Source organism: Leucobacter sp. CX87, assembly GCF_018682295.1.
Lineage (GTDB): Bacteria > Actinomycetota > Actinomycetes > Actinomycetales > Microbacteriaceae > Cx-87.
Genome location: NZ_JAFIRI010000007.1, coordinates 134707 through 160781 on the forward strand (window position 1 = coordinate 134707; position 26075 = coordinate 160781).

28 protein-coding genes are annotated in these 26075 nt (G+C 64.1%); 1 reads left to right on the plus strand and 27 read right to left on the minus strand.

What is annotated here, in order from left to right:
* Positions 1-2: 2 nt before the first annotated feature.
* From rplF to KOE53_RS11590, 18 genes are all read right to left on the minus strand, one after another.
* The gene (rplF, locus tag KOE53_RS11505) at positions 3-539 is read right to left on the minus strand and encodes a 50S ribosomal protein L6 (RefSeq protein ID WP_188045736.1); all 537 of its coding nucleotides are present in this window, start codon (positions 537-539) and stop codon (positions 3-5) included.
* Between the two features lie 6 nt (positions 540-545).
* A complete protein-coding gene (gene rpsH / locus KOE53_RS11510) occupies positions 546-944 on the minus strand; it encodes a 30S ribosomal protein S8 (protein WP_188045737.1) in 399 nt (132 codons plus the stop codon).
* A gap of 104 nt (positions 945-1048) precedes the next feature.
* The gene (gene rplE / locus KOE53_RS11515; RefSeq protein WP_188045738.1) at positions 1049-1618 is read right to left on the minus strand and encodes a 50S ribosomal protein L5; all 570 of its coding nucleotides are present in this window, start codon (positions 1616-1618) and stop codon (positions 1049-1051) included.
* Positions 1618-1980, minus strand: a complete 363-nt coding sequence (gene rplX / locus KOE53_RS11520) for a 50S ribosomal protein L24 (protein WP_188045739.1) — start codon at positions 1978-1980, stop codon at positions 1618-1620. Before rplX ends, rplE begins: the two co-directional genes overlap by 1 nt.
* A 2-nt stretch (positions 1981-1982) precedes the next feature.
* Positions 1983-2351, minus strand: coding sequence for a 50S ribosomal protein L14 (gene rplN / locus KOE53_RS11525; RefSeq protein ID WP_188045740.1), 369 nt, complete (start codon positions 2349-2351; stop codon positions 1983-1985).
* 33 nt (positions 2352-2384) lie between these two features.
* A complete protein-coding gene (gene rpsQ / locus KOE53_RS11530) occupies positions 2385-2678 on the minus strand; it encodes a 30S ribosomal protein S17 (protein ID WP_188045741.1) in 294 nt (97 codons plus the stop codon).
* A gap of 2 nt (positions 2679-2680) precedes the next feature.
* Positions 2681-2977, minus strand: a complete 297-nt coding sequence (rpmC, locus tag KOE53_RS11535; protein WP_188045742.1) for a 50S ribosomal protein L29 — start codon at positions 2975-2977, stop codon at positions 2681-2683.
* Entirely contained in the window at positions 2977-3396 is a 420-nt protein-coding gene (gene rplP, locus KOE53_RS11540) for a 50S ribosomal protein L16 (protein ID WP_188045743.1), read from the minus strand. Before rplP ends, rpmC begins: the two co-directional genes overlap by 1 nt.
* A 2-nt stretch (positions 3397-3398) precedes the next feature.
* Positions 3399-4163, minus strand: coding sequence for a 30S ribosomal protein S3 (gene rpsC / locus KOE53_RS11545; protein WP_188045744.1), 765 nt, complete (start codon positions 4161-4163; stop codon positions 3399-3401).
* A complete protein-coding gene (gene rplV, locus KOE53_RS11550) occupies positions 4164-4547 on the minus strand; it encodes a 50S ribosomal protein L22 (RefSeq protein ID WP_188045745.1) in 384 nt (127 codons plus the stop codon).
* Positions 4548-4573: 26 nt separating this feature from the next.
* The gene (gene rpsS, locus KOE53_RS11555) at positions 4574-4855 is read right to left on the minus strand and encodes a 30S ribosomal protein S19 (protein WP_188045746.1); all 282 of its coding nucleotides are present in this window, start codon (positions 4853-4855) and stop codon (positions 4574-4576) included.
* Between the two features lie 13 nt (positions 4856-4868).
* A complete protein-coding gene (gene rplB / locus KOE53_RS11560; RefSeq protein ID WP_188045747.1) occupies positions 4869-5705 on the minus strand; it encodes a 50S ribosomal protein L2 in 837 nt (278 codons plus the stop codon).
* Between the two features lie 22 nt (positions 5706-5727).
* Complete coding sequence (gene rplW, locus KOE53_RS11565; protein WP_188045748.1) at positions 5728-6027, minus strand: 50S ribosomal protein L23; 300 nt, start codon at positions 6025-6027, stop codon at positions 5728-5730.
* Complete coding sequence (rplD, locus tag KOE53_RS11570; protein WP_188045749.1) at positions 6027-6680, minus strand: 50S ribosomal protein L4; 654 nt, start codon at positions 6678-6680, stop codon at positions 6027-6029. Before rplD ends, rplW begins: the two co-directional genes overlap by 1 nt.
* A 3-nt stretch (positions 6681-6683) precedes the next feature.
* Complete coding sequence (gene rplC / locus KOE53_RS11575) at positions 6684-7340, minus strand: 50S ribosomal protein L3 (RefSeq protein WP_188045750.1); 657 nt, start codon at positions 7338-7340, stop codon at positions 6684-6686.
* Positions 7341-7351: 11 nt separating this feature from the next.
* Positions 7352-7660, minus strand: coding sequence for a 30S ribosomal protein S10 (rpsJ, locus tag KOE53_RS11580; RefSeq protein ID WP_010156393.1), 309 nt, complete (start codon positions 7658-7660; stop codon positions 7352-7354).
* Positions 7661-8005: 345 nt separating this feature from the next.
* A complete protein-coding gene (locus tag KOE53_RS11585; protein WP_353055643.1) occupies positions 8006-9034 on the minus strand; it encodes an MraY family glycosyltransferase in 1029 nt (342 codons plus the stop codon).
* Positions 9031-10866, minus strand: a complete 1836-nt coding sequence (locus KOE53_RS11590; protein WP_353055644.1) for a polysaccharide biosynthesis protein — start codon at positions 10864-10866, stop codon at positions 9031-9033. The genes KOE53_RS11585 and KOE53_RS11590 overlap by 4 nt, the downstream gene beginning before the upstream one ends.
* A gap of 167 nt (positions 10867-11033) precedes the next feature.
* Between KOE53_RS11590 and KOE53_RS11595 the strand changes: the two genes are divergently transcribed.
* Positions 11034-11270 carry an antitoxin gene (locus KOE53_RS11595; RefSeq protein WP_188045752.1) on the plus strand — a complete coding sequence of 79 codons (237 nt, stop codon included), beginning with the start codon at positions 11034-11036 and terminating at the stop codon, positions 11268-11270.
* Positions 11271-11371: 101 nt separating this feature from the next.
* Here KOE53_RS11595 and tuf read toward each other — a convergent pair whose 3' ends face one another.
* The 9 genes from tuf to rpoB all read right to left on the minus strand — a co-directional run bounded on the left by tuf (position 11372) and on the right by rpoB (position 25885).
* Entirely contained in the window at positions 11372-12565 is a 1194-nt protein-coding gene (tuf, locus tag KOE53_RS11600) for an elongation factor Tu (RefSeq protein ID WP_188045753.1), read from the minus strand.
* A gap of 160 nt (positions 12566-12725) precedes the next feature.
* The gene (fusA, locus tag KOE53_RS11605; RefSeq protein ID WP_188045754.1) at positions 12726-14840 is read right to left on the minus strand and encodes an elongation factor G; all 2115 of its coding nucleotides are present in this window, start codon (positions 14838-14840) and stop codon (positions 12726-12728) included.
* Positions 14841-14957: 117 nt separating this feature from the next.
* Positions 14958-15428: a 30S ribosomal protein S7 gene (rpsG, locus tag KOE53_RS11610; RefSeq protein ID WP_188045755.1), complete on the minus strand. Its 471-nt coding sequence runs from the start codon at positions 15426-15428 to the stop codon at positions 14958-14960.
* Complete coding sequence (gene rpsL / locus KOE53_RS11615; protein ID WP_188045756.1) at positions 15428-15802, minus strand: 30S ribosomal protein S12; 375 nt, start codon at positions 15800-15802, stop codon at positions 15428-15430. Before rpsL ends, rpsG begins: the two co-directional genes overlap by 1 nt.
* A gap of 274 nt (positions 15803-16076) precedes the next feature.
* Positions 16077-16685, minus strand: a complete 609-nt coding sequence (locus KOE53_RS11620) for a spermidine/putrescine ABC transporter substrate-binding protein (RefSeq protein ID WP_188045839.1) — start codon at positions 16683-16685, stop codon at positions 16077-16079.
* Between the two features lie 92 nt (positions 16686-16777).
* Positions 16778-17314, minus strand: coding sequence for a hypothetical protein (locus KOE53_RS11625; protein ID WP_188058580.1), 537 nt, complete (start codon positions 17312-17314; stop codon positions 16778-16780).
* A gap of 2 nt (positions 17315-17316) precedes the next feature.
* Positions 17317-18222, minus strand: a complete 906-nt coding sequence (locus KOE53_RS11630) for a hypothetical protein (RefSeq protein ID WP_188045758.1) — start codon at positions 18220-18222, stop codon at positions 17317-17319.
* Positions 18223-18457: 235 nt separating this feature from the next.
* Positions 18458-22351 carry a DNA-directed RNA polymerase subunit beta' gene (gene rpoC, locus KOE53_RS11635; RefSeq protein ID WP_188058581.1) on the minus strand — a complete coding sequence of 1298 codons (3894 nt, stop codon included), beginning with the start codon at positions 22349-22351 and terminating at the stop codon, positions 18458-18460.
* Between the two features lie 36 nt (positions 22352-22387).
* Complete coding sequence (rpoB, locus tag KOE53_RS11640) at positions 22388-25885, minus strand: DNA-directed RNA polymerase subunit beta (protein ID WP_188058582.1); 3498 nt, start codon at positions 25883-25885, stop codon at positions 22388-22390.
* Between the last annotated feature and the right edge of the window lie 190 nt (positions 25886-26075).

A 26075-nucleotide genomic window follows, 5' to 3' on the forward strand; every position in this document is an offset into this window, starting at 1 on the left:
GGTTACTTACCAGCCTTTCCAGCCTTGCGGCGAACGATCTCGCCTGCGTAGCGGATGCCCTTGCCCTTGTAGGGCTCCGGCTTCTTCAGCTTGCGAATATTCGCAGCGGTCTCGCCGACCGCCTGCTTGTCGATACCGCGAACGGTGATCTTGGTGTTGCCCTCGAGCTCGAACGAGATGCCCTCAGGAGCATCAACGAGCACGGGGTGCGAGAAGCCGAGGGCGAGCTCGAGGCCCGTGCCCTTTGCGACCACGCGGTAACCGGTGCCGACAACTTCGAGGCCCTTTGAGTAGCCTTCGGTCACACCGATGATGTTGTTGTTGATGAGGGTGCGGGAGAGGCCGTGCAGCGCCCGCGAGTCGCGCTCATCGTCGGGACGGGTGACGAGCACCTGGCCCTCTTCGAGCGAGACGCGAATGGGCTCTGCGATGACGAGCTTGAGCTCGCCCTTCGGGCCCTTCACGGTGACCGACTGACCGTCGATCGAGACATTTACCCCTCCGGGAACGGAGATGGGAAGCTTACCGATACGTGACATCTGGGATTACCACACGTAGGCGAGGACTTCCCCGCCAACGCCCTTCTGCTCGGCCTCGCGGTCGGTGAGAAGCCCCGAGGAGGTGGACAGGATCGCTACGCCGAGGCCACCGAGAACGGTGGGGATTTCGGTCGAACGTGCGTACACGCGAAGGCCGGGCTTCGAAACGCGCTTGATGCCCACAATGGAGCGCTCGCGGTTCGGGCCGTACTTCAGCGACAGGGTCAGCGTGGTGCCAACGCGAGCGTCTTCGACGCTCCAGTCAGCAATGTAGCCCTCGCGCTTCAGCATGTCCGCGATGCGGAGCTTGAGCTTGGAGCCGGGCATGGCCACCGTTTCATGGTGAGCCGAGTTTGCATTGCGCAGTCTGGTGAGCAGGTCTGCTACCGGATCTGTCATCGTCATAATGACTCTACTTTCTCGCCTGGTTTCGCCGAGCCGGTCAGGGCTGGCGACCTGGGTGTACACGGGTGGGCGCCCGAAACGGGCGCCCACCTCGCATGGACTATTTAGTTGTCTACCCGGAACGGGAAGCCGAGCGCCTTGAGCAGCGCGCGACCCTCATCATCGGTCTTTGCGGTGGTCACGACAGTGATGTCGAACCCACGCACCCGATCGATCTTATCCTGATCGATCTCGTGGAACACACTCTGCTCCTGAATACCGAAGGTGTAGTTGCCGTTTCCGTCGAACTGCTTGGCCGACAGACCGCGGAAATCGCGGATGCGGGGCAGTGCGAGCGAAACCAGACGATCCATGAACTCCCAGGCACGATCGCCGCGCAGCGTAACGTGCGCACCAATCAGCTGACCCTCGCGAAGCTTGAACTGCGCGATGGACTTGCGTGCCTTGGTGACCATGGGCTTCTGGCCCGTGATCTTGGTCAGGTCGGCGATTGCACCGTCGATGACCTTGCCATCGCGAGCTGCTTCACCCACACCCGTGTTCACGACGATCTTGACGAGGCCGGGAACCTGGTGGATGTTGCCGAACCCGAACTCCTCGCGGAGGGCGGGAACGATCTCGCTCTGGTACTTCTGCTTCAGCCGGGGCTGAGCCTTGACAGCCTGTTCAGTCATCAGAGGTCCTTCCCAGACGTCTTCGCGTAACGGACGCGGACGGTCTTCTTCTTACCGTCCTTCTCGATCTCCTCGACGCGGAAGCCAACGCGAGTCGGCTTCTTGGTCGAGGGGTCAACGAGTGCGACGTTCGACACGTGGATGGGGGCCTCCATCGTCTGGATGCCACCCTCCTTCGTGCCGCCAGCCGACTGGCCGACCTTCGCGTGCTTGGTGACGTAGTTGACGCCCTCAACGATGATGCGCTCGGTCTCAGTGTTGATCGCGAGAACGCGACCCTGCTTGCCCCGGTCGCCGCCACGCTCCTGCGTAGCGCCCGAGATGACCTCTACGAGGTCACCCTTCTTGATCCTTTTCGCCATGATTAAATAACCTCCGGCGCGAGCGAGACGATCTTCATGAACTTCTTGTCACGAAGCTCACGGCCAACCGGACCGAAGATGCGGGTGCCGCGAGGCTCCCCGTCAGTCTTCAGGATCACGGCAGCGTTCTCGTCGAACTTGATGTACGAGCCGTCAACGCGACGGACCTGCTTCTTGGTACGAACGATGACCGCCTTGACGACATCGCCCTTCTTCACGTTGCCACCGGGGATGGCGTCCTTGACAGTCGCCACGATGGTATCCCCAAGGCTCGCGTACCGACGGCCTGAGCCACCGAGAACGCGAATGGTGAGCAACTCCTTGGCGCCCGTGTTATCGGCCACCTTAAGTCGGGATTCCTGCTGAATCACTTGCTACTCCTTATTCCAGGTAAGCCGCGAGGCTTACTTCGCCTTCTCGAGGATCTCGACGAGGCGCCAGTGCTTGGTGGCGCTCAACGGGCGGGTCTCCGCGATGAGGACCATGTCGCCGATGCCGGCGGTGTTCTCTTCATCGTGTGCCTTGATCTTCGACGAGCGACGAATCACCTTGCCGTAGAGAGGGTGCTTCACGCGGTCCTCGACCTCAACGACGATGGTCTTATCCATCTTGTCGCTGACGACGTAGCCACGGCGGGTCTTGCGATCCGCGCGTGCCTCAGCCGACTCCTGGCCGGCCTGTTCCTCGACCTTAGCCATGGTTAGGCCTCCTTCGTCTCGGCGGAATCGTCCGCCTTCTTGCTCTTCTTCGCCGTCTTGACCGGAGTCGGAGCGGGCGTTGCCCGAATCCCGAGCTCGCGCTCACGGATCACGGTGTAGATGCGAGCGATGTCACGCTTTACGTGGCTCACACGGCCATGGCTTTCCAGCTGGCCGGTGGCCGACTGGAAGCGCAGGTTGAACAGCTCTGCCTTCGACTTCTTGAGCTCCTCTACGAGGCGCTCATCCTCGAACGTGTCGAGTTCGGTGATGGCAAGTTCCTTGGTACCGATCGCCATTACGCGTCGCCCTCCTCACGCTTGATAATCCGGGCCTTCAGCGGGAGCTTGTGAATTGCGCGAGTCAATGCCTCACGCGCAAGCTCCTCGTCGACGCCCGCGACCTCGAAGAGGACGCGACCCGGCTTGACATTTGCCACCCACCACTCAGGTGAACCCTTACCGGAACCCATGCGGGTTTCGGCGGGCTTCTTCGTGAGAGGACGGTCAGGGTAGATGTTGATCCACACCTTGCCACCGCGCTTGATGTGACGCGTCATCGCGATACGAGCGGACTCGATCTGACGGTTGGTCACATACGCGGGGGTGAGCGCCTGGATACCAAACTCACCGAACGACACCTTGGTGCCGCCGGTTGCGTGGCCCGAACGCTTCGGGTGGTGCTGCTTGCGGTACTTGACTCGACGGGGAATCAGCATGCTTACTTCTCCGATCCTGCTGCGGCAGCCGCAGCCTCGGGAGCGCGACCCTCACGGGGAGCGCGACGACGGTCATCACGGCCGCGCGACGACGACTTCTGCGAAGCCTGCTCGCGAGCGAGCTCCTTGTTCGTCATGTCGCCCTTGTAGATCCAGACCTTCACGCCGATACGGCCGAACGTCGTCTTGGCCTCGTAGAAGCCGTAGTCGATGTTCGCGCGGAGCGTGTGCAGGGGCACGCGACCCTCGCGGTAGAACTCTGAACGGCTCATCTCGGCGCCGCCGAGGCGACCCGAGACCTGGATCCGGATGCCCTTGGCGCCAGCGCGCTGGGCGCCCTGGAGACCCTTGCGCATCGCACGACGGAACGCCACGCGAGCAGCGAGCTGCTCGGCAATGCCCTGTGCGACGAGCTGAGCGTCGGCCTCGGGGTTCTTGACCTCGAGGATGTTCAGCTGGATCTGCTTGCCCGAGAGCTTCTCGAGGTCGGCACGAATGCGCTCCGCCTCGGCGCCGCGGCGACCGATGACGATGCCCGGACGCGCCGAGTGGATGTCCACGCGGACGCGGTCACGAGTGCGCTCGATCTCGACACGCGAAACGCCTGCGCGGTCAAGCGACTTGGTCAGGTACTCACGGATACGGATGTCCTCTGCGAGGTAATCCGCGTAACGCTGTCCCGGCTTCTGCGAATCCGAGAACCAACGCGATACGTGATCAGTGGTGATCCCGAGGCGGAAGCCATACGGGTGAATCTTCTGGCCCATTTATTTGGCTCCCTTCTTGACTGCCTCGAGCTCATCGGCCGTCTTGAGGACGATCGTGATGTGGCTCGTGCGCTTCATGATCTTGAATGCGCGACCCTGTGCCCGGGGGCGGAAGCGCTTCAGGGTTGCACCCTCGTCGACGAAAGCGGTAGCTACATAGAGCTCCTCTTCGTTGAGACGAAGGTTTTCCTTATCGGCCTTGACACGTGCGTTCGCCATTGCCGAAGCAACGAGCTTGAACACGGGCTCGGCAGCGGCCTGCGGCGCGAACTTCAGGATTGCGAGGGCCTCTTCGGCCTGCTTTCCACGTACGAGGTTCACAACGCGACGGGCCTTCATGGGGGTGATGCGGATATGACGCAAACGTGCGGTCGACTCCACCATTCTTATTCCTCCTTCACGCCACCGCGTTAGCGGCGACGGCCCTTCTTGTCGTCCTTCACGTGACCGCGGAAGGTACGAGTCGGAGCGAATTCGCCCAACTTGTGACCAACCATCGTCTCGGTGACGAACACGGGGATGTGCTTGCGCCCATCGTGAACCGCGATCGTGTGTCCGAGCATGGACGGCACGATCATCGAGCGGCGCGACCAGGTCTTGATGACGTTCTTGGTACCAGCTTCGTTCTGCGTAACAACCTTGCTGAGCAGGTGGTTATCGACGAAGGGGCCCTTTTTGAGACTGCGAGGCATATTCTCTCCCTACCTAGCGCTTCTTGCCAACGGTGCGGCGACGCACGATGAGCTTGTCGCTTTCCTTGTTCGGACGGCGCGTGCGCCCTTCCTTCTGACCCCACGGGCTGACCGGGTGACGGCCGCCCGAGGTGCGGCCTTCGCCACCACCGTGCGGGTGATCAACCGGGTTCATGACGACACCACGGACAGTCGGGCGAACGCCCTTCCACCGCATACGGCCGGCCTTACCCCAGTTGATGTTCGACTGCTCGGCGTTGCCGACCTCGCCGACGGTTGCGCGGCAGCGCACGTCGACGTTGCGGATCTCGCCCGAGGGGAGACGCAGCTGCGCGTAGGGGCCATCCTTCGCCACGAGGCGAACCGAGGCACCAGCGGAACGCGCCATCTTGGCGCCCCCGCCCGGCTTCAGCTCGATCGCGTGAATGACGGTACCCGTAGGGATGTTCTTCAGCGGCAGGTTGTTGCCGGGCTTGATGTCGGCAGCGGGACCGCTCTCGACAATGTCGCCCTGGCTCAGCTTGTTCGGCGCGATGATGTAACGCTTCGTGCCGTCCAAGTAGTGCAGCAGTGCGATGCGAGCCGTACGGTTCGGATCGTACTCAATGTGCGCAACCTTGGCGTTCACGCCGTCCTTGTCATGGCGACGGAAGTCGATGACACGGTACTGGCGCTTGTGGCCACCACCGATGTGACGGGTCGTGATCCGACCGGAGCTGTTACGGCCACCGGTCTTGTGCAGGGGGCGGAGCAGCGACTTCTCGGGGGTCGAACGCGTGATCTCTGCAAAGTCAGAGACGCTCGCGCCACGACGACCCGGGGTAGTCGGCTTGTATTTGCGAATAGCCATATCTAGTTCCTCTTCGCCCCTTCTACAGCGCGGCCGTGAAGATGTCGATGGAGCCCGACTTCAGGGTCACAATGGCACGCTTGGTGTCCTTGCGCTTGCCCTGGCCGAACTTGGTGCGGCGCGTCTTGCCCTTGCGGTTCAGCGTGTTGATCTTGTCGATCTTCACGTTGAAGATCTGCTCGATTGCGAGCTTGATCTCGGTCTTGTTCGAGTCCGGGTGCACCTCAAAGGTGTACTGTCCGTTGCCGTCGATGAGCGCATAGCTCTTCTCCGAAACGACCGGCGCGATGACGACGTCGTGCGGGTTCTTGTTCAGGCTCATTACTTCGAGACCTCCTTGACGGCGCGCGCGGCGACGAAATCGTCAAAGGCGGCCTTGGTGAAAACGATGTCATCGCTGACGACAACGTCGTACGCGTTGAGCTGATCCTGGAACAACAGGTGCACGTTCTCAAGGTTGCGAGCACTGGGCTCGGTCAACGCATCAGCGCGGTCCATGACCACGAGTACACGCTTGCCAGGAGCAACCAGGGCGATGACCTCGCGGGCAGCCTTGGTGCTGGGCTTGTTGTCGAGACCGAACGACTCAAGGACGTGGATCCGCGAACCGCGTGCGCGGTCCGAGAGCACGCCGCGAAGAGCAGCAGCGATCATCTTCTTGGGGGTGCGCTGCGAGTAGTCACGCGGCTTGGGGCCGTGGACGACGCCGCCGCCGCGGTGCTCAGGTGCACGTACCGAACCCTGACGAGCGCGGCCGGTGCCCTTCTGCTTGAACGGCTTGACACCCGAACCGGACACTTCGCCACGGTTCTTGGTCTTGTGCGTCCCCTGGCGTGCGGCAGCGAGCTGCGCGACAACAACCTGGTGGATCAGCGGAACGTTAGCTTCGACGCCGAAGATCGACTCGGGCAGATCGACAGTGCCGACCTTCTTACCCTTCGCGCTCAGGACGTCGAGCGTGGTAGCGGTAGCCATGAACTACGCCCCCTTCACTGCGTTGCGAACGAATACAAGGCGACCACGTGCACCGGGGACGGCGCCCTTGATCAGGACGACACCCTTCTCGATGTCAACCGCGTGAACCGTGAGGTTCTGCACGGTCACGCGCTCGCCACCCATGCGGCCAGCCATCTTGTGACCCTTGAACACGCGGCCCGGCGTAGCCGAGGCGCCGATCGAGCCGGGCTTGCGGTGGTTGCGGTGTGCACCGTGCGATGCGCCGACGCCACTGAAGTTGTGGCGCTTCATAACGCCAGCGAAGCCCTTGCCCTTCGAGGTGCCAACGACGTCGACCAGCTGGCCGGCTTCGAAGGTCTCACCGATGGTGAGCTCCTGGCCGAGCGCGTACTCGCCTGCGTTCGCGGTGCGCACCTCTGCGAGGTGGCGGCGCGGCGTGACGCCGGCCTTCGCGAAGTGAGCGGTCGCGGGCTGGTTGACCTTACGGGGGTCAATGTCGCCTGCAGCGATCTGAATGGCGTTGTAGCCATCGAGCTCGGGGGTGCGGATCTGGGTGACCACGTTGGGGTTGATCTCAACAACGGTCACGGGGACCAGCTTGCCGTTCTCATCCCAGACCTGAGTCATGCCCAGCTTGGTGCCAAGGAGGCCCTTGACGGTGTTATTTACGTTCGTCATGATCCTCCCCTTTACAGCTTGATCTCGATGTTGACATCCGCCGGCAGGTCGAGACGCATGAGCGAATCGACGGCCTTCGGGGTCGGATCGACGATGTCGATGAGGCGCTTGTGCGTGCGCTTCTCGAAGTGTTCGCGACTGTCCTTGTACTTGTGAGGCGAACGGATCACTGCGATCACGTTCTTCTCAGTCGGCAGCGGCACGGGGCCGATGACAGTGGCACCCGCGCGGGTTACCGTGTCAACGATCTTGCGAGCCGAGGAATCGATGACCTCGTGGTCATACGACTTCAGTCGAATGCGGATCTTCTGTCCCGCCATGTGACTCTCTCTTTCTCTTGCGTCTTACTCGGGCTGTTGGCCCGCGCATTGGACGTCTTGCGTACGTAGCGCTCTAACATCTCGTTCCGAGGATCTTGATGCGGCTTCGCTGTTCACCTGTCAATCGCGCACAAAGGCGCGAACTCCCCACACAGACGAATTCGGCCGGCGCCGAAACGCGCGACCGATCGAATGATTGGGAAGTTGTTCGCTACCCGCGGCCTAGCCAAACCCGTTCCGCAGCGATACGCCGCTCTTCCGGTTGACTATGCACAAACCTGGCAGTGATCCCTACCCGAAGGCAAGGAGTACTGAACTCACCCATTCTGTCACAGCAGGGGGCATTTACGCAACCCGGGCGTGTCGCGCCGGGAGGATGCTCGGAAGCGCGAGATACAGCGCCAGAACCGCCAGGCCCGCTGCGGTGAGCGCGAGCCACCAGATCGGGGCCACGAAGAACGAAATGAGCCCGAGCACCGAGGCGACCGCGGAGAGGCCGGCGGTCATGCCGGAGGCGGCGAGGTGGGAGTATCCGAGCTGCTGGATCCGCTGATACACGTGCTCCTTGTGGGGCTCGTCCCACTTCTTCCCCTCGCGGGTGCGGCGCACGAGCGTGGTCCCGACGTCACCGAAGTACAGGATCATGGGGCCGATCGATGCGAGGATCGGCACGCCCGCCGCGAAGGCCGCCATGCTCGTCACCGCCGTCGCGCCGCCGAGCAGGTAGCTGCCAACGTCGCCGAGGAACGCGCCGCGACCGAACAGGTTCCAGGGCAGGAACCCGGCGAACCCAGCGGCCAGCACGAGCCCCGCGACGACCAGCCAGGCATAGCCCCCGAGCCATCCCGCGGCGGCGAAGGTCAGCCCCGCGACGACCCCGTGGAATCCGCTGATGCCATTCAGGCCATCCATGAAGTTCGCCACGTTGATGTAGCTCGACACGAACAGTACTGCGTAGATCACGAGCCACCAGGACATCCCGGTCAGCGCGACGATCGCAATGCTCGAGGCGAGGGCGATCCCGATCTGCAGTGCACTCCGCACTGGCACGCTGAGGCCGCGCAGGTCCTCAGCCAGCCCGGTGAGGCCCGAGGCGAGGCCAGCGAGTACGGCGACCAGCAGGATCGCGGTGCCGGGCTGCCCGCTCGAGGAAAGGCCCCAGGCGCCGAGTCCCCCGCCGGCCACCAGAGCGATCAGGACGGCGAGTCCCATACCGCGCAGCACAGGGCGCGCGTGGGAGGAACGTTCGTTCGGCACATCCATGATGCCCAGGCGCTCAAGCAGCGGCCTGAGCAGCGGCGGCAGCCCGAGGCTGAGGAGGAGCGTGGCTGCGCCGGCCAGTGCGGCGACCGCAGCGGCGCTGGCTCCGCTCACTGCGCGCGCCCTTCCGCCTCGGAGGTCAGGTTGAGGCGAGCGATCCAGCCGTCGTGGTCGACGCGATCCGGCGAGATGGTCGACACATGGGCGTGCGAGATCTTCGGATGGAAGGGCCGTTCGTCGCCCTCCCCCGCCGCCACGAGCTCCTCGTGCAGCTTCTCGCCGTGACGCAATCCCGTGAAGACGATCTCAATCGGCTTCCCCGACTGCGCGATCATCTGCTCGGCGACATCGAGAATGCGCACGGGCTCACCCATGTCCAGGATGAGGACCTCCCCCGGACGGCCGATCCCGCCCGCCTGAATCACGAGCTGGCAGGCCTCGGGGATGGTCATGAAGTAGCGGGTCACGTCGGGGTGGGTGACCGTGACCGGCCCGCCCGCCTCGATGAGCTGCTGGAACGTCGGCAGCATCGAGCCGCGGCTCCCGATCACGTTTCCGAAACGTACCGAGAGGTAACGCATCCCGCTCTCCTCGGCCATCCAGGCCGTGAGCTTCTCAGCGACCCGCTTCGAGTGCCCGAGCACGCTCGTCGGGTTCGCCGCCTTGTCGGTCGAGATGTTCACGAAGGTGCCGACACCGACCGACTGGGCCGCGCGGAGCACGTTGAGCGTGCCGAGCACGTTGGTCTTCCACGCCTCGTCCGGGTATTGCTCAAGCATTGGCAGGTGCTTCAGCGCGGCCGCGTGGAACACCACCTCGGGGCGGCGCTCGGCAAAGATCCGCCGCAGCGCCTCCTCGTCACGAATATCCGCGAGAACCACATCGCGGGTATCGAGGAGCCCGTGGCCGCTGATGGAGAGCTGCGCTCCCTGCAGGGCGGTCTCGTCGCGATCGAGCAGGATCAGCTCCTTGGGGGCAAAACGGCTGAGCTGGCGACACAGCTCCGAGCCGATCGAGCCCCCGGCGCCGGTGACGAGGACGACCCGATCCTGGAGGTACTCGGCGATCGAGGACATCTCGAGGCGCACGGGGTGGCGGCCGATGAGGTCCTCGATGGAGAGATCCCGCAGATCGCTGATCGCGTCCTTGCCCTGGAGGAGCCGCTCGAGTGGGGGCAGCACCATGACCCGCAGGCCGGCGCGCGCTGCGGCGTCGTTGACGCGGCGCAGAAGCGAGGAGTCCGCGTACCCGATGCAGACCAGCACGGCACTCGCCGATGTCTGGCGCGCGACCTCCGCAAGGTCGTCCAGGCCGCCGAGTACACGCACTCCGCGCACCTCGAGGTTACGCTTCGCCACATCATCGTCGAGAAACCCCACGGGGAGGCTCCCCGCCACCGCGTCAGTGAGCATGCGGCGCACCGTTGCGGAACCGACATAGCCGGCGCCATAAATCAGGACCCGCTCTGCCTCGGCGCCGGGCTTCATGCGCTGCTCGTCGGCCAACCGAATGAGGTAGCGCAAAATCCCCATCAGGCTGAAAGCGATCGGACCTGCGATGACCATCGTGCTGCGGGGAATGCCGTTGCCATAGCCGACCCAGAAGGCAAACACCCAGGCGAACGCGCTCACCGCGACGGTACTGAAGAAGAGGGCCCGAACCTCGTCGAAGCTCCCGGTCTGGTAGCGCGAACGATAGAGCCAGAAGCCCCAGCCTGCCACGAGCTGGAGCAGGGCAGTCGCGCCGATCAGCGCAGCGGTCCACCCCCAGTGGACGAGGGTGAGCGAAAAATCAAAGCGGAGCAGCAGCGCTGCCACGATCGCCACCGCCCAGGCAAGGACGTCGCAGACGAACAGCAGCCCAAACTGGCGAATGAAATGCGTGAAACGCTCGCCAGAGCTTCGGGTGTCTCGGCCGAGCGGGCGGGGCAGTTCCAGGGATTCCACCATTCGAGGATACCGCTGCCGCCAAGTGCACATGCTCAGGGCGGGCCGTCGCCGGGCGAATCAGATTCCCTCTCGACGGAGAACTGTCCGCGCGGCAGGATGGGGAGTGGGCGATCGCCCGCAACGTCCGTGGCGAGCACGCGGCACTCTTATGAGGAGGAAACACTATGGGTATTGAAGATCTCGGCGCAAAGGCGGAGCAGGCTGCGAAGCAGGTCGGCGACGTCATCGGCCAGAACAAGGAAAAGATCGAAGCGGCGCTCAAGAGCGAGCAGGCCGAGGGCCTCAGCGACAAGGTGCTCGATGGCGCCACCGGTCTCTTCAATAAGATCACCGGCGACAAGTTCGCCGATCAGGCAGAGGATGTCCGCAAGAACATCGATGGGGCCGTCGGAAACGAATAGTCCCCCGCGCGTCGTCGCGACGCTGCGACCACGTCACACAACAACAACAACGCCCCGGAGCACATGGCTCCGGGGCGTTGTTGTTTACTCGCGAAAAGCGACTACTTGGTGATCGCCGTCACCGTGCCGGCGCCGACGGTGCGGCCACCCTCACGGATAGCGAAGCCGAGGCCCTCTTCCATAGCGATCGGCTGAATCAGCACGACCGACATGTCGGTGGTGTCGCCAGGCATGACCATGTCCTTGCCCTCGGGGAGGGTGATGACGCCGGTCACGTCCGTGGTGCGGAAGTAGAACTGCGGGCGGTAGTTCGTGAAGAACGGGTTGTGACGGCCGCCCTCTTCCTTGGAAAGGATGTAAGCGGTGCCCTCGAACTCCGTGTGGGGAGTGATCGAGCCCGGCTTCACGATGACCTGGCCGCGCTCAACGTCTTCACGCTTGGTGCCGCGGAGCAGGAGGCCACAGTTCTCGCCAGCCCACGCCTCGTCGAGCTGCTTGTGGAACATCTCGATACCGGTGACCGTGGTCTTGACGGTCGGCTTGAGGCCAACAATCTCGACCTCGGAGTTGATCGCGAGGGTACCGCGCTCGGCGCGACCCGTCACAACCGTGCCACGACCGGTGATCGTGAAGACGTCCTCGACGGGCATGAGGAACGGCTTGTCCTTGTCACGCTCGGGGGTCGGGATAGCCGTGTCAACAGCCTCCATGAGCTCGAGAATGGCGTTAACCCACTTCTCTTCGCCCTGCAGCGCCTGGTAGCCCGAGACGCGGACAACGGGAGCGTCGTCGCCGGGGAAGCCCTGGCTCGAGAGCAGCTCGCGAACCTCGAGCTCAACGAGCTCCAGGATCTCCTCGTCCTCAACCATGTCGCACTTGTTCAGCGCAACGAGCAGGTAGGGAACGCCAACCTGCTTCGCGAGCAGCACGTGCTCGCGGGTCTGTGCCATGGGGCCGTCGGTAGCAGCAACCACGAGGATCGCGCCGTCCATCTGAGCCGCACCGGTGATCATGTTCTTGATGTAGTCGGCGTGGCCGGGTGCATCAACGTGAGCGTAGTGACGGGTCGGGGTCTCGTACTCGACGTGCGAGATGTTGATCGTGATACCACGCTGGCGCTCCTCGGGAGCGGAGTCGATGGTAGCGAAATCGCGCTGCACGTTGGTGGCCGACGGGAACTTGTCAGCAAGCACCTTCGAGATGGCCGCGGTAAGGGTCGTCTTACCGTGGTCAACGTGACCGATCGTTCCGATGTTTACGTGCGGCTTGTTCCGCTCGAACTTGGCCTTCGCCACTGTGGTCCTCCTCAGGACATCGAGTGCGCACACCTTCCGATGGATTCCGGAGATATGGGCACAGGGGATATAGATATGTTACTTGCTCAGCCGATGAATTTCGACCTGGAGCGGTGGCGGAGGCTGGACAGACGCCCAGCCTCCACCGGAGAGGGCGAAGTTATTCGCCCTTGACCTTCTGAATGATCTCTTCAGCCACGGCCTTGGGGACCTCAGCGTAGGAATGGAAAGTCATCGAGAACACGGCGCGGCCGCTGGTCTTGGACCGCAGGTCGCCGATGTACCCAAACATTTCAGACAGCGGGACGAGCGCGTTGATGATCTTCACACCGCTCGCGTCCTCCATCGACTGGATCTGGCCACGACGCGAGTTGATATCGCCGATGACGTCGCCCATGTACTCCTCGGGAGTACGGACCTCGACAGCCATCATGGGCTCGAGGAGGACGGGGCTCGCCTTGCGAGCAGCCTCCTTGAACGCCATGGAGCCGGCGATCTTGAACGCCATTTCCGACGAGTCAACGTCGTGGTACTGACCGTCCAGCAGAGCCGCCTTGACGCCCACGAGGGGGAAGCCGGCCAGGATGCCGTACTGCATGGCGTCCTGGATACCTGCGTCGACCGAGGGGATGTACTCGCGAGGAACGCGGCCACCGGTGACCTTGTTCGCGAACTCGTACATCTTGTCGCCGGCCGGATCGAGGGGCTCAAGCGAGATCTGCACCTTAGCGAACTGACCCGAACCACCGGTCTGCTTCTTGTGGGTGTAGTCGTGCTTCTCGACGGTCTTGCGGATCGTCTCGCGGTACGCAACCTGGGGCTTGCCCACGTTGGCCTCGACGTTGAACTCGCGCTTCATGCGGTCAACGAGGATATCAAGGTGCAGCTCGCCCATGCCGGCGATAACCGTCTGGCCGGTCTCGGCGTTGAGGCTCACGCGGAACGTGGGGTCCTCTTCAGCGAGCTTCTGGATCGCCGTGCCGAGCTTCTCCTGGTCAGCCTTGGTCTTCGGCTCGATGGCCACCTCGATGACGGGCTCCGGGAAGGTCATCGATTCCAGGACAACCTGGCTGTTGATGTCCGACAGCGTGTCGCCGGTCGTGGTGTCCTTGAGACCGATCACCGCGTAGATGTTGCCAGCGGTGAGCTGATCGACCGGGTTCTCCTTGTTGGCGTGCATCTGGAAGATCTTTCCGATGCGCTCCTTGCGGCCCTTGGTCGAGTTGATGACGGCAGCGCCCGACTCGGCGTGACCCGAGTACACGCGAACGTAGGTGAGGCGACCGAAGAACGGGTGCACGGCAACCTTGAACGCGAGAGCCGCGAACGGCTGCGAGGAATCGGGGAGACGCTCGATGACGATCGACTCGTCGCGCGGGTCGTGTGCCTCGATGGCACCGACGTCGAGCGGGTTCGGCAGGTAGTCAACGACCGCGTCGAGCATCGGCTGGATGCCGCGGTTCTTGAACGCCGAGCCACAGAAGACCGGGTAGATCTCGCTGTTGACGACCATCTTGCGAAGCGCAGCCTTGAGCTCGGGGATCGAAATCTCCTCGCCGGCAAAGTACTTCTCCAGCAGTGCGTCGTCGCTCTCGGCGATCGTCTCGACGAGCTTGGCGCGGTACTCCACGGCCTTTTCCTGCAGGTCAGCAGGAATCTCTTCGATCTCGTAGTTCGCACCGAGGGTCACGTCACCCTTGGCGTCGCCGCGCCAGGTCAGCGCACGCATCTCCATGAGGTCGACAACGCCCTCGAAGCCCGACTCGAATCCAATCGGAAGCTGCATCACGAGCGGCTTCGCGCCGAGGCGCTTGACGATCGTGTCTACGGTGAAGTAGAAGTCGGCGCCCATCTTGTCCATCTTGTTGACGAAGCAGATGCGGGGCACGTTGTACTTGTCGGCCTGGCGCCAGACGGTCTCGGACTGGGGCTCAACGCCCTCCTTGCCGTCGAACACTGCGACTGCGCCGTCGAGGACGCGGAGCGAGCGCTCCACCTCAACGGTGAAGTCGACGTGACCGGGGGTGTCGATGATGTTGATCTGGTTCTTGTTCCAGAAGCAGGTCACCGCGGCACTGGTGATCGTGATGCCGCGTTCCTTCTCCTGCTCCATCCAGTCAGTGGTCGCGCCACCATCGTGGGTCTCGCCGAGCTTGTGGTTCACGCCCGTGTAGAACAGGATGCGCTCGGTGGTGGTGGTCTTGCCGGCATCGATGTGGGCCATGATGCCGATGTTGCGGACCTTGCTCAGGTCGGTGAGCACGTCTTGTGCCACGGGGAATCCTCCAGGGATCGGTGAGGGAAGTGTGGTGTGCCTGACGACTGGGTCAGCCGCCGAAGCGGTTGCTCCGCCCGGGCCGCGAAGCCCGGGCGAAGCAACGTGAAACGCGACCTACCAGCGGTAGTGCGCGAATGCGCGGTTCGACTCAGCCATCTTGTGAGTGTCCTCGCGGCGCTTCACAGCGGCGCCGAGGCCGTTGGATGCGTCGAGGATCTCGTTGGTGAGTCGGTCCGTCATGCTGTTCTCACGACGAGCCTTTGCGTAGCTGGTCAGCCAGCGAAGTGCGAGCGTGTTCGCACGGTGCGGCTTGACCTCGACGGGCACCTGGTAGGTGGATCCGCCGACGCGACGCGAGCGGACCTCAAGGGTGGGGCGCACGTTGTCGAGCGCCTTCTTGAGGACCGTGACCGCATCCTGATCGGACTTGGCGCCCACCGCAGCGAGTGCGTCATACACAATGCGCTCGGCGAGCCCCTTCTTGCCGTCCAGGAGGATCTTGTTGACGAGCTGGCTCACAATGGGGGCGCCGTATACCGGATCGGCAACTACGGGGCGCTTCGGAGCAGGTCCCTTACGAGGCATTACTTCTTCTCCTTCTTCGCACCGTAGAGGCTACGCGCCTGCTTACGGCCCTTGACGGCCTGCGTATCGAGCGCGCCGCGCACGATCTTGTAACGCACGCCGGGAAGGTCCTTCACGCGACCGCCGCGCACGAGCACCATCGAGTGCTCCTGCAGGTTGTGGCCCTCACCGGGGATGTAGGCCGTAACCTCGGTCCCGTTCGAGAGCTTTACACGAGCGACCTTACGCATCGCCGAGTTCGGCTTCTTCGGGGTGGTGGTGTAGACACGGGTGCATACCCCGCGCTGCTGCGGGTTCGCCTTCAGAGCGGGAGCCTTGGTCTTGACGACCTTCGGCGTACGCCCCTTGCGAACCAACTGCTGAATCGTTGGCACTGATTCTCCTTGGTTATCCTGCACGGTGACAGGAATGCTTCATGGACTGAGCATGTGCGGCCGCTCACGCGGTCGCTGACCTGCTGCCGCGTTAGACGCGAACGGAGTGCAGGTATGCCGTGGGGGTACCGCCCCGAATGGAACGGAGAACCCAATCGTGTTCTCCCCCGCTCGCGAAAACCATGCCGAGGCACGCCAAAACGCGCGGTGGAGCACACCGAGAGTCAACTGTACCTGCAGTTCCCGGGAATTGGCAAGGCTGGGCGAGCGCTCGCTACTCGGGCGCTTCCAACTGTTCGCTCAGATGTTCGAGCATCGAACGGATCTGGGGTTCGACGAAACGGGTCACCGCGGCAGTTACGCGCGGGCGATGCCCCGCGACCGCGAAACACACCTCGCGCCCGGCGTCCTCTGCGCACTGGTCGGCGCGTGCGATCTCGGCGCGAAGCTGCGCCTTCTCGGCGGCGGTAAGTGGCGGCCGGGGCAGCGGGGGCTCCGGCTGGCTGGTGGCGGCGAGGCCGGCGAGCGTGAACAGGAAGGGTTGGGCGTCCTCGGCAGGCTCTGGGTCGAGGTCGAGCCCGTCGTACTCGGGGTCGAGGCCAGCCGTCGGGTCGAACACGGCAGGCGACCAGTTCTTCTCACCGTCCAGTTCGGCGTGCAGCATCGGCAGCTCGCGCTCCGTGAACGTATCGACCTCACGATCGACGATGCGCTGCATTCGAGAGACCAGAGCGTGGAGGACCTGATGCGGCACGTCCTCGGTCAAGCCCACCGCGGCGACAATCGGCGATCCGGTGCAGCGGCGGCAGATTCGGCTGCGTCCGCGGTGCGTGCCGGGCGCCCAGGTCGGGAGCCAGCGCAGCCAGGCGTCAACGGCGTTCATCACGCGCTGCTCGATGCTCTCCTCTGCCACGGTGCCCAATGTTACCCGGGCGAGTCGAGATTGTGGCACATGCCGCGCGGGGCGGCCGTCGGCTATGGACCCCGGGGGCCGCCTTCGGGGTCCACCGGCTGGTCCGGATACTGCAGGTCGCCGGGCGCCGGGTGATTCTCCCAGTACCAGCGGGGCGGCCGGCGGTCGGAGTAGACCCGACGAGTGAGCACGGCCCACAGGATCAGCGGGGCTAACGCCCAGAACACCGCGAGCACGACGGAATACCAGCTCAGCCAGGTCTCGCCGATGCTCATGCCCGCGAGCATGCCGACCAGGCACCACAGCAGGTACGCGCCGCAGGCGGCGACAACTGACTGAGCCAGCGGCGGCGTGCGCGTTCCTCGCAGCAACGTGACGGTCGACGTCCACAGCATGCCCCCGAGCAGGGCCAGGCTCAGCCCGACCGCTAGGGGTGCCGCCACAAACGGCACGCTATCGGTCTGCACCGGTTGCGTGCCGGTCGCCAGCGCGATGGCGCCCCAGCCGGCGACGAGCAGTGCGAACGCGAGCAACGTGACGGCGCCGATCAGTCCCACGGCGTAGCCGCGGGTGACTCCACGTCGCTCGCCGGGAACCATGGCTAGACGGCCTGGGCCTCCGCGACGCGCTGCTCGTACTCGGCGAGGGCCTCGCGGTTCTTCGCGGTCATCTTGCGACCACGTGCGCCAATCCAGGCGCCAAACCAAATCGTGGTTTCACGGGCGACGAGCGCGGCTCCGAGTGCCGGCAGCGAGAGGCCGATGAGGTTCAGTACCACCATCGGGTCCGTGCTGAACCCGCTCGGGCGGCCAAACGCCTCAGGCGCGAGCACCAGCCCGACGACCGCCGCCGCCCAGACGAGCACCGCGACGAGGAAGCCGCCGAGTACGTACGCCCACCAGCCTGCGCGGCCGACGATAAGCACCAGTGCGCTCAGCCCCACGAAGAAGGCCGCGACCGGGAAGATAAAGGCCCACGACGTGAGAATCGGGAGCAGCCCCTCCGAGAGGAATGTCGAGGGCGGGAACTCGAAGGCGATCAGCCCGGAGATGACCCCGGCGTACACGAGCGCAAAGCCAGCAGTCGCCACGAGCGCGATGAGCACGCCTGCTCCACGGTTTCCGCGCACCTCGGGGGGCAGCGGCGTCTGCACGTAAAAGCCGGCCATCGGGTGGTCGGTCGCGATCTGAATCTGCTCAGGCGCGGGCGCGGCAGCCGGAACGACCGGCTCAGCGACAGGCGCGGCCGCACTCGGCATGTCGAGGTCCGAGATCACGACGGGCTCGGCGCCGGGCTGCTCAGCGACGATCTCGCCCGTCGCAGCGGGATCGATAGCCGCGTCGACGACGGGCTCACTCTCGGCCTGCACGGCGTCTGCCGGGGCGGACTCGACCTTCGCATCAGCCGGGTCGATTGCGCGCTCCACGGCGGCCATAACCTCGGTCTCGGTGGCACCCGTCTCGTCGATCGGGGCGCCCGCCTGCTCGGTGTCGCGTTCCTCGGTCATCGCTGTGGCCTCTCCTCGATGCGGGTTCCGGCGCCGTCGCGCCAGAGAGCGGGCCGTGAGGACCGTTCGACGTCACCATAGCAACGGCCACCGACGCCCGGCAGGATCCCGCGCCGTGTTCGGCGTGAATGCGCCGCGCGAACTCGCGGTCGCCAAGGCGCGGGGCGGATCCTGCGGGGAAAACGAAAACGGGGCGGCCACCCGAAGGTGACCACCCCGTTCTACTGGGAACCGACTAGTTGTAGGTGCCCGGGTTGAACTCGTCCGACGTGAAGCTGTCGAAATCGACGAACGACAGGTCGTTCTCGTCGAAGCCGGCGTCCTCGGTGAAGATGCGGTTCGGGTAACGCTCCGCCTTCGCCTCTTCGGTCGCCTCGACGGTCACGTTGCGGTAGACCTCGAGACCGGTTCCGGCGGGGATGAGCTGACCGATGATGACGTTCTCCTTGAGACCGATCAGCGGATCGCGGCTTCCCTCCATCGCAGCCTGGGTAAGGACGCGGGTCGTCTCCTGGAACGAGGCGGCCGACAGCCACGACTCGGTCGCAAGCGACGCCTTCGTAATACCCATGACCTCGGCGCGAGCCGTCGCGGCACGCTTGCCCTCGAGCAGCGCTTCGCGGTTGATCCGCTGGTAGCGGGCCCGGTCAACGAGCTCGCCCGGGAGCAGATCAGTCTCGCCGTGATCGACGACCGTGACCTTGCGCAGCATCTGACGAACGATGACCTCGATGTGCTTATCGTGGATCGGCACGCCCTGCGAGCGGTACACGTTCTGAACGCCCTCAACGAGGTACTTCTGAACGGCGCGCTCGCCCGGAATGTGCTTGCCCTCGTCGGTCGTACCGACCTGAAGGATGTCCTTCGGGTCAAGCGTGCCCGCGATAAACGGCTGTCCGAGCGTGACCCGGTCGCCATCCTCAACGAGAAGCGTCGAACGCTTCAGGACGGGGTAGATCTTCTCTTCGGTGCCGTCGTCCGGCGTCAAGAGAACGCTCCGGCCCTTGGGGGTGTCCTCGATCGTGATCCGGCCAGCAGCCTCCGCGATCGGCGACGCACCCTTGGGGGTACGTGCCTCGAAGAGCTCTTGCACGCGGGGCAGACCCTGCGTGATGTCGTCGGCCGAAGCAGAACCACCGGTGTGGAAGGTACGCATGGTGAGCTGCGTGCCCGGCTCGCCGATCGACTGAGCGGCGATAATGCCGACCGCTTCGCCTATGTCGACGCGCTGGCCGGTCGCAAGCGAGCGACCGTAGCAGATGGCGCAGACGCCAACCGCTGACTCACAGGTGAGCACCGAGCGAACCTTGATCTCGCGCACGCCGGCCGCCACCAGGCGGTCGATGAGCACGTCACCCACGTCGGCTCCAGCGGTCGCAACCACCGTGCCGTCCTCCAGCACCGAATCGGTGGAGAGGGTACGTGCGTAGACCGAGTTCTCGACGTTCTCGTCACGGACGAGCTGGCCGTCAGCGCCGCGAGCGGCGATGTCGAGCTCGAGGCCGCGGCGCGTGCCACAGTCCACCTCGCGGATGATGACGTCCTGCGAGACGTCCACCAGACGACGGGTCAGGTAACCCGAGTCGGCGGTACGCAGAGCGGTATCAGCCAGGCCCTTACGAGCACCGTGGGTCGCGATGAAGTACTCCGCAACCGACAGGCCCTCACGGTACGAGGAGATGATCGGGCGAGGGATAATCTCACCCTTCGGGTTGTTCACCAGGCCGCGCATACCCGCAATGTTGCGGATCTGGAGCCAGTTACCACGAGCACCTGACGAGACCATCCGGTAGATGGTGTTGTCCTCGGTGAACGCCGCGCGCATGGCGGCGGCAACCTCGTCGGTCGCCTCCGTCCAGATCTCGACGAGCTCGCTGCGACGCTCGGCGTCGGTGATGAGACCCTTGTCGAACTTCTTCTGAACGTCCGCGGCCTTCTTCTCGTGGCTCTCGAGGATCTCTGCCTTGTTCGACGGAGTCACGATGTCCGAGAGTGCGACGGTGACGCCCGAGCGAGTAGCCCAGTAGAAACCCGCGTCCTTGATGCGGTCGAGCGTTGCGGCGACCTCCACCTTGGGGTAGCGCTCGGCGAGGTCGTTGACCAGCGCCGAGAGACTCGTCTTGTCGGCAACCCGCTCGAAGTACGGGTAGTCGACCGGAAGGGTCTCGTTGAACAGCGCGCGACCAAGTGTGGTCTCGACGAGGAGCGGACCCTCCGTCGTGACACCCTCGGCGCTCGTGTACCCGAGCAGGCGGATCTTGACGACCGCGCCGAGATCGAGCGAGCCCTGATCCTTCGCCAGGATCGCCTCAGCGACCGACGAGAACGCGCGGCCTTCGCCGGCCGCCCCAGCCTTCACCGTGGTGATGTGGTGCAGACCGATGATCATATCCTGCGAGGGCAGGGTCACCGGGCGGCCATCAGACGGCTTCAGGATGTTGTTCGACGCGAGCATCAGCACGCGGGCCTCGGCCTGAGCCTCGACCGACAGCGGCAGGTGGACTGCCATCTGGTCACCATCGAAGTCTGCGTTGAACGCGGTGCAGACGAGCGGGTGCAGCTGGATGGCCTTACCCTCAACGAGCATCGGCTCGAAGGCCTGGATGCCCAGGCGGTGCAGCGTCGGTGCGCGGTTCAGCAGCACGGGGCGCTCGCGGATGATCTCCTCGAGCACGTCCCAGACCTCGGAACGGCTGCGCTCGACCATGCGCTTCGCGGCCTTGATGTTCTGTGCGTGCGACAGATCGATGAGGCGCTTGATCACGTACGGCTTGAACAGCTCGAGTGCCATCTGCTTGGGCAGACCACACTGGTGCAGCTTGAGCTGCGGGCCGACCACGATGACCGAACGGCCCGAGTAATCCACGCGCTTGCCGAGCAGGTTCTGGCGGAACCGGCCCTGCTTGCCCTTGAGCATGTCGGACAGTGACTTCAGCGCACGGTTGCCGGTGCCCGTAACGGGGCGACCACGGCGGCCGTTGTCGAACAGTGCGTCGACGGCTTCCTGCAGCATGCGCTTCTCGTTGTTCACGATGATCTCGGGAGCACCGAGATCGAGCAGACGACGCAGGCGGTTGTTGCGGTTGATCACGCGGCGGTACAAATCGTTGAGATCCGAGGTCGCGAAGCGGCCACCGTCGAGCTGCACCATCGGGCGCAGCTCCGGCGGGATCACCGGGACAACGTCGAGGACCATCGCAGCCGGGCTTGCGCCCGTCTGCAGGAACGAGCTGACAACCTTCAGACGCTTGATCGCACGGATCTTCTTCTGACCCTTGCCCTCGGCGATCTGCAGGTGCAGCATCTCCGACTCGGCCGCGAGGTCAAACGCCAGCAGGCGACGCTTGATCGCCTCGGCGCCCATGAAGGCGTCGAAGTAGCTGCCGTAGCGGTCCATGAGCTCAGCGAAGACTGCGTCCTCGGGCTTGAGATCGCCGACCTTCAGGTTGCGGAAGTCTTCCCACACGCGCTCGAGACGAGCAATCTCGTCGTCGTAACGCTTGCGCAGCGACGCCATGTCCTTGTCCGCAGAGTCGCGGGCGCGGCGGCGCTGGTCGGCCTTCGCACCCTCGGCCTCGAGCGCCGCAAGGTCGCTCTCCGCCTGCTGCTGACGCTCGCCGATGGCGATGTCGCGCTGATCCTCGAGGGTCTTGAGCTCGAGCCGAAGCTCGTTCTCGAGACCGGGCATGTCTTCGTGACGGCCCTCCTCGTCGATCGAGATGACCATGTACGCAGCGAAGTAGATGACCTTCTCGAGGTCCTTCGGCGCCATGTCGAGCAGGTAACCGAGACGGCTCGGCACACCCTTGAAGTACCAGATGTGCGTGACGGGAGCGGCCAGCTCGATGTGACCCATCCGCTCACGACGCACGCTGGACTTCGTGACCTCTACGCCACAACGCTCACAAATGATGCCCTTGTAACGGACACGCTTGTACTTGCCACACGCGCACTCCCAGTCGCGGCTCGGTCCGAAGATCTGCTCGCCGAACAGACCGTCCTTCTCGGGCTTCAGGGTGCGGTAGTTGATGGTCTCAGGCTTCTTGACCTCGCCATACGACCAGCTACGGATATCATCGGCAGTCGCCAGACGGATCTGCAGCTCGTTAAAATTCTCGCGCTCGAGCAATTTCTCTCCTTGAATCAAATTCTGTCTGGGACTGGCTTAGATCTCGTCGATAGACGAGGACTCAAAGCGAGTCGAGAGGTTGATACCGAGCTCTTCCGCAGTGCGGTGGGCTTCATCATCGTTGTCACGCAGGTTCACGGCCTGGCCGTCTGCGCCGAGCACCTCAACGTTCAGGCAGAGCGACTGCATTTCCTTCATGAGCACGCGGAACGACTCGGGAACACCAGGCTCCGGAATGTTCTCGCCACGCACGATCGCCTCGTACACCTTCACGCGGCCGAGGATGTCGTCCGACTTGACGGTGAGGAGCTCCTGCAGTGCGTATGCCGCACCGTAGGCCTCGAGCGCCCACACTTCCATCTCACCGAAGCGCTGGCCACCGAACTGGGCCTTACCGCCGAGCGGCTGCTGGGTGATCATCGAGTACGGACCCGTCGAGCGAGCGTGAATCTTGTCGTCCACCAGGTGGTGCAGCTTCAAGATGTACATGTACCCGACCGAGACCGGGTACGGGAACGGCTCGCCCGAGCGACCGTCGAAGAGACGGGTCTTGCCGGAGGAGTCGATCAGGCGCACGCCGTCACGGGTGGGCAGCGTCGAGTCGAGCAGCCCCTCGATCTCGAGCTCGGAAGCGCCGTCGAACACGGGGGTAGCAAGCTTCGTGTTCGGAGCGACCTCGCGGGCGTTGTCGGCCAGCTGAGCAGCCCACTCGGGGGTGCCCTCGACCTTGTAGCCCTGCTTCGCGATCCAGCCCAGGTGGGTCTCGAGGACCTGACCGAAGTTCATTCGGCCCGGGATACCCATCGGGTTCAGGATGATGTCGACCGGCGTACCGTCTTCGAGGAACGGCATGTCCTCGATCGGGAGGATCTTCGAGATGACGCCCTTGTTGCCGTGACGGCCAGCAAGCTTGTCGCCCTCGGTGATCTTACGACGCTGAGCAATGTAGACGACGACGCGCTGGTTGACACCAGAGCCGAGCTCGTCTTCCTTGTTGTTCTCTGCGTCGAACACCTTGACGGAGGTGACGGTGCCCGAGACGCCGTGAGGCACCTTGAGCGACGTGTCGCGAACCTCGCGGCTCTTCTCGTTGAAGATCGCGCGGAGCAGGCGCTCCTCGGCGGAGAGCTCGGTCTCGCCCTTGGGCGTGACCTTGCCGACGAGGATGTCGCCGGGGCGAACCTCGGCGCCGATGCGGATCACGCCGCGCTCATCGAGGTCCTTGAGGGCCTCCATCGAAGCGTTCGGCAGGTCGCGCGTGAGCTCTTCCTTGCCGAGCTTCGTGTCGCGAGCGTCGACGTCGTACTCTTCGATGTGAATCGAGGAGAGGGTGTCGTCCTTCACCAGGTTCTGGCTCAGGATGATCGCGTCCTCGAAGTTGTGACCCTCCCACGGCATGAATGCCACGAGGAGGTTCTTGCCGAGCGCGAGCTCGCCATTCTCCGTTGCAGGGCCGTCGGCGATAACCTCGCCGGCTTCGATGCGCTCGCCAGCCTTGACGATGACGCGGTGGTTGTAGCTCGTGCCCTGGTTCGAGCGGTCGAACTTGCGCATGTAGTACGAGCGCGTGCCGCCCTCGTCCAGCTGCACCGTGACGACATCGGCCGAGACGTCGGCGATCACGCCGGCATCCTTCGCGATGACGACGTCACCGGCGTCGATGGCTGCGTAGCCCTCCATGCCGGTACCGACGAGCGGGCTCTCGCTGCGCACCAGCGGGACCGCCTGACGCTGCATGTTGGCACCCATGAGGGCGCGGTTCGCATCGTCGTGCTCGAGGAACGGGATGAGCGAGGTCGCGACCGACACCATCTGGCGGGGCGAGACGTCCATGTAGTCAACGCGGCCTGCGTCGACCAGGATCACCTCGGAGCCACGGGGGCGAGCGAGCACCTGAGCCTCGGCGAAGGTGCCCTGCGGAGTCAGCGGGGCGCCTGCCTGCGCGATGAGGAACTCGTCCTCTTCGTGCGCGGTGAGGTAGTCAACCTGGTCGGTGACCTGACCGTCGAGCACGCGACGGTACGGCGTCTCGATGAAGCCGAACGCGTTGATGCGTGCGAAGGTTGCGAGCGCACCGATCAGACCAATGTTCGGGCCTTCCGGGGTCTCAATGGGGCACATGCGGCCGTAGTGCGACGGGTGAACGTCACGAACCTCGACGCCTGCGCGGTCACGTGAGAGACCACCCGGGCCGAGGGCCGACAGGCGGCGCTTGTTGGTCAGGCCCGCGAGCGGGTTGTTCTGATCCATGAACTGCGACAGCTGCGAGGTACCGAAGAACTCCTTGATCGCCGCGAGCACGGGGCGCGTGTTGATCAGGGTGTTCGGGGTGATCGCTTCGATGTCCTGGGTCGTCATGCGCTCGCGCACGACGCGCTCCATGCGCGACAGGCCGGTACGGACCTGGTTCTGGATCAGCTCGCCCACGGCGCGGATGCGACGGTTGCCGAAGTGATCGATGTCGTCCGTGTCGAGGCGGAGGTCGATGACCTTGCCGTCGCGAACGCCCGGGATGGTCTCGGTCTCAGCGTGGAGGCCGACGAGGTACTTGATCGTGCGAACGATGTCCTCGAGCGAGAGCACCGAATCGGTGATCGGCGCATCGATGCCGAGCTTGCGGTTGATCTTGTAGCGACCGACCTTCGCCAGGTCGTAGCGCTTCGAGTTGAAGTAGCTGTTGTCGAGGAGCGCACGCGCCGCCTCGATGGCCACCTGCTCGCCCGGGCGCTGCTTGCGGTAGATGTCCTTGAGCGCCTCCTCCTGGGTGAGGACAGCGTCCTTCTCCAGCGTGAGGGCGATCGACTCGTAGCCGGCGAACTCTTCCAAGATCTCTTCGCTCGTCATGCCGAGCGCCTTGAGGAAGACCGTGACCGACTGCTTGCGCTTGCGGTCGATGCGGACGCCCACCTGGTCGCGCTTGTCGATCTCGAACTCGAGCCATGCGCCACGGCTCGGGATTACGCGTGCGGTGAAGACGTCCTTATCGGAGGTCTTCTCCTGAGCGCGCTCGAAGTACACACCGGGGCTACGGACCAGCTGCGAAACGATGACGCGCTCGGTGCCGTTGATGATGAAGGTGCCCTTGCCGGTCATGATGGGGAAATCGCCCATGTAGACCGTCTGGCTCTTCAGTACCTGAGTCTCGGTGTTGTAGAACGCCGCCTCGACGTAGAGCGGGGCGGAGTACGTCTTACCGCGCTCCTTGCACTCGTCGATCGTGTACTTCTGCTCGTCGAGAATCGGGTTCTCGAACGACAGTTGCATCGTGCCGGCGTTGTCCTCGATGGGAGAGATCTCCTCGAAGATCTCCTCGAGGCCGCTCTTCAGCGCGAGGTCGTCGCGCCCCTGAGCCGTACCCTCGGCGACGCGCGCCTTCCAGGCATCGTTGCCGACGAGCCAGTCAAAGCTCTCAGTCTGCAATGCCAGCAGGTCCGGAACCGTCAAGGTGTCGGAAATCTTGGCGAACGAGACGCGCGAGTGATCGCGGCCGTTCTTGGGCATGTTGCTGGAAGTTGCGTTGCGCGCAGCAGCCAAGGAAGTTACCTCCGTGGACCCCGTCGGGTCGGATAGCCGATTGTTGCAGAAGAAGCGACGACGGAGACGGTGCACGAACCCCCAATGGAGGTATGCCGGCCGACCGCAATATGAAGGCAGAAATGTATCCGAAGCGCAAAGCTCTACTTTATGCGAAGAACTCGGGCGTGTCCAGCGCGATCGCGAAATT

Coding starts and splice junctions, on each gene's coding strand:
- rpsQ (WP_188045741.1), bottom strand. CDS start 2,678: ATGGCTAAGGTCGAGGAACAGGCCGGCCAGGAGTCGGCTGAGGCACGC.
- KOE53_RS11620 (WP_188045839.1), bottom strand. CDS start 16,685: ATGAACGCCGTTGACGCCTGGCTGCGCTGGCTCCCGACCTGGGCGCCC.
- rpmC (WP_188045742.1), bottom strand. CDS start 2,977: ATGGCGATCGGTACCAAGGAACTTGCCATCACCGAACTCGACACGTTC.
- rplP (WP_188045743.1), bottom strand. CDS start 3,396: ATGCTGATTCCCCGTCGAGTCAAGTACCGCAAGCAGCACCACCCGAAG.
- rplX (WP_188045739.1), bottom strand. CDS start 1,980: ATGGCGAAAAGGATCAAGAAGGGTGACCTCGTAGAGGTCATCTCGGGC.
- rpsH (WP_188045737.1), bottom strand. CDS start 944: ATGACGATGACAGATCCGGTAGCAGACCTGCTCACCAGACTGCGCAAT.
- rplF (WP_188045736.1), bottom strand. CDS start 539: ATGTCACGTATCGGTAAGCTTCCCATCTCCGTTCCCGGAGGGGTAAAT.
- rplV (WP_188045745.1), bottom strand. CDS start 4,547: ATGGTGGAGTCGACCGCACGTTTGCGTCATATCCGCATCACCCCCATG.
- rpsG (WP_188045755.1), bottom strand. CDS start 15,428: ATGCCTCGTAAGGGACCTGCTCCGAAGCGCCCCGTAGTTGCCGATCCG.
- KOE53_RS11625 (WP_188058580.1), bottom strand. CDS start 17,314: ATGGTTCCCGGCGAGCGACGTGGAGTCACCCGCGGCTACGCCGTGGGA.
- rplE (WP_188045738.1), bottom strand. CDS start 1,618: ATGACTGAACAGGCTGTCAAGGCTCAGCCCCGGCTGAAGCAGAAGTAC.
- rpsJ (WP_010156393.1), bottom strand. CDS start 7,660: ATGGCGGGACAGAAGATCCGCATTCGACTGAAGTCGTATGACCACGAG.
- rplD (WP_188045749.1), bottom strand. CDS start 6,680: ATGGCTACCGCTACCACGCTCGACGTCCTGAGCGCGAAGGGTAAGAAG.
- rplW (WP_188045748.1), bottom strand. CDS start 6,027: ATGAGCCTGAACAAGAACCCGCACGACGTCGTCATCGCGCCGGTCGTT.
- rpsC (WP_188045744.1), bottom strand. CDS start 4,163: ATGGGCCAGAAGATTCACCCGTATGGCTTCCGCCTCGGGATCACCACT.
- rpsS (WP_188045746.1), bottom strand. CDS start 4,855: ATGCCTCGCAGTCTCAAAAAGGGCCCCTTCGTCGATAACCACCTGCTC.
- KOE53_RS11595 (WP_188045752.1), top strand. CDS start 11,034: ATGGGTATTGAAGATCTCGGCGCAAAGGCGGAGCAGGCTGCGAAGCAG.
- KOE53_RS11630 (WP_188045758.1), bottom strand. CDS start 18,222: ATGACCGAGGAACGCGACACCGAGCAGGCGGGCGCCCCGATCGACGAG.
- rplC (WP_188045750.1), bottom strand. CDS start 7,340: ATGACGAACGTAAATAACACCGTCAAGGGCCTCCTTGGCACCAAGCTG.
- rplB (WP_188045747.1), bottom strand. CDS start 5,705: ATGGCTATTCGCAAATACAAGCCGACTACCCCGGGTCGTCGTGGCGCG.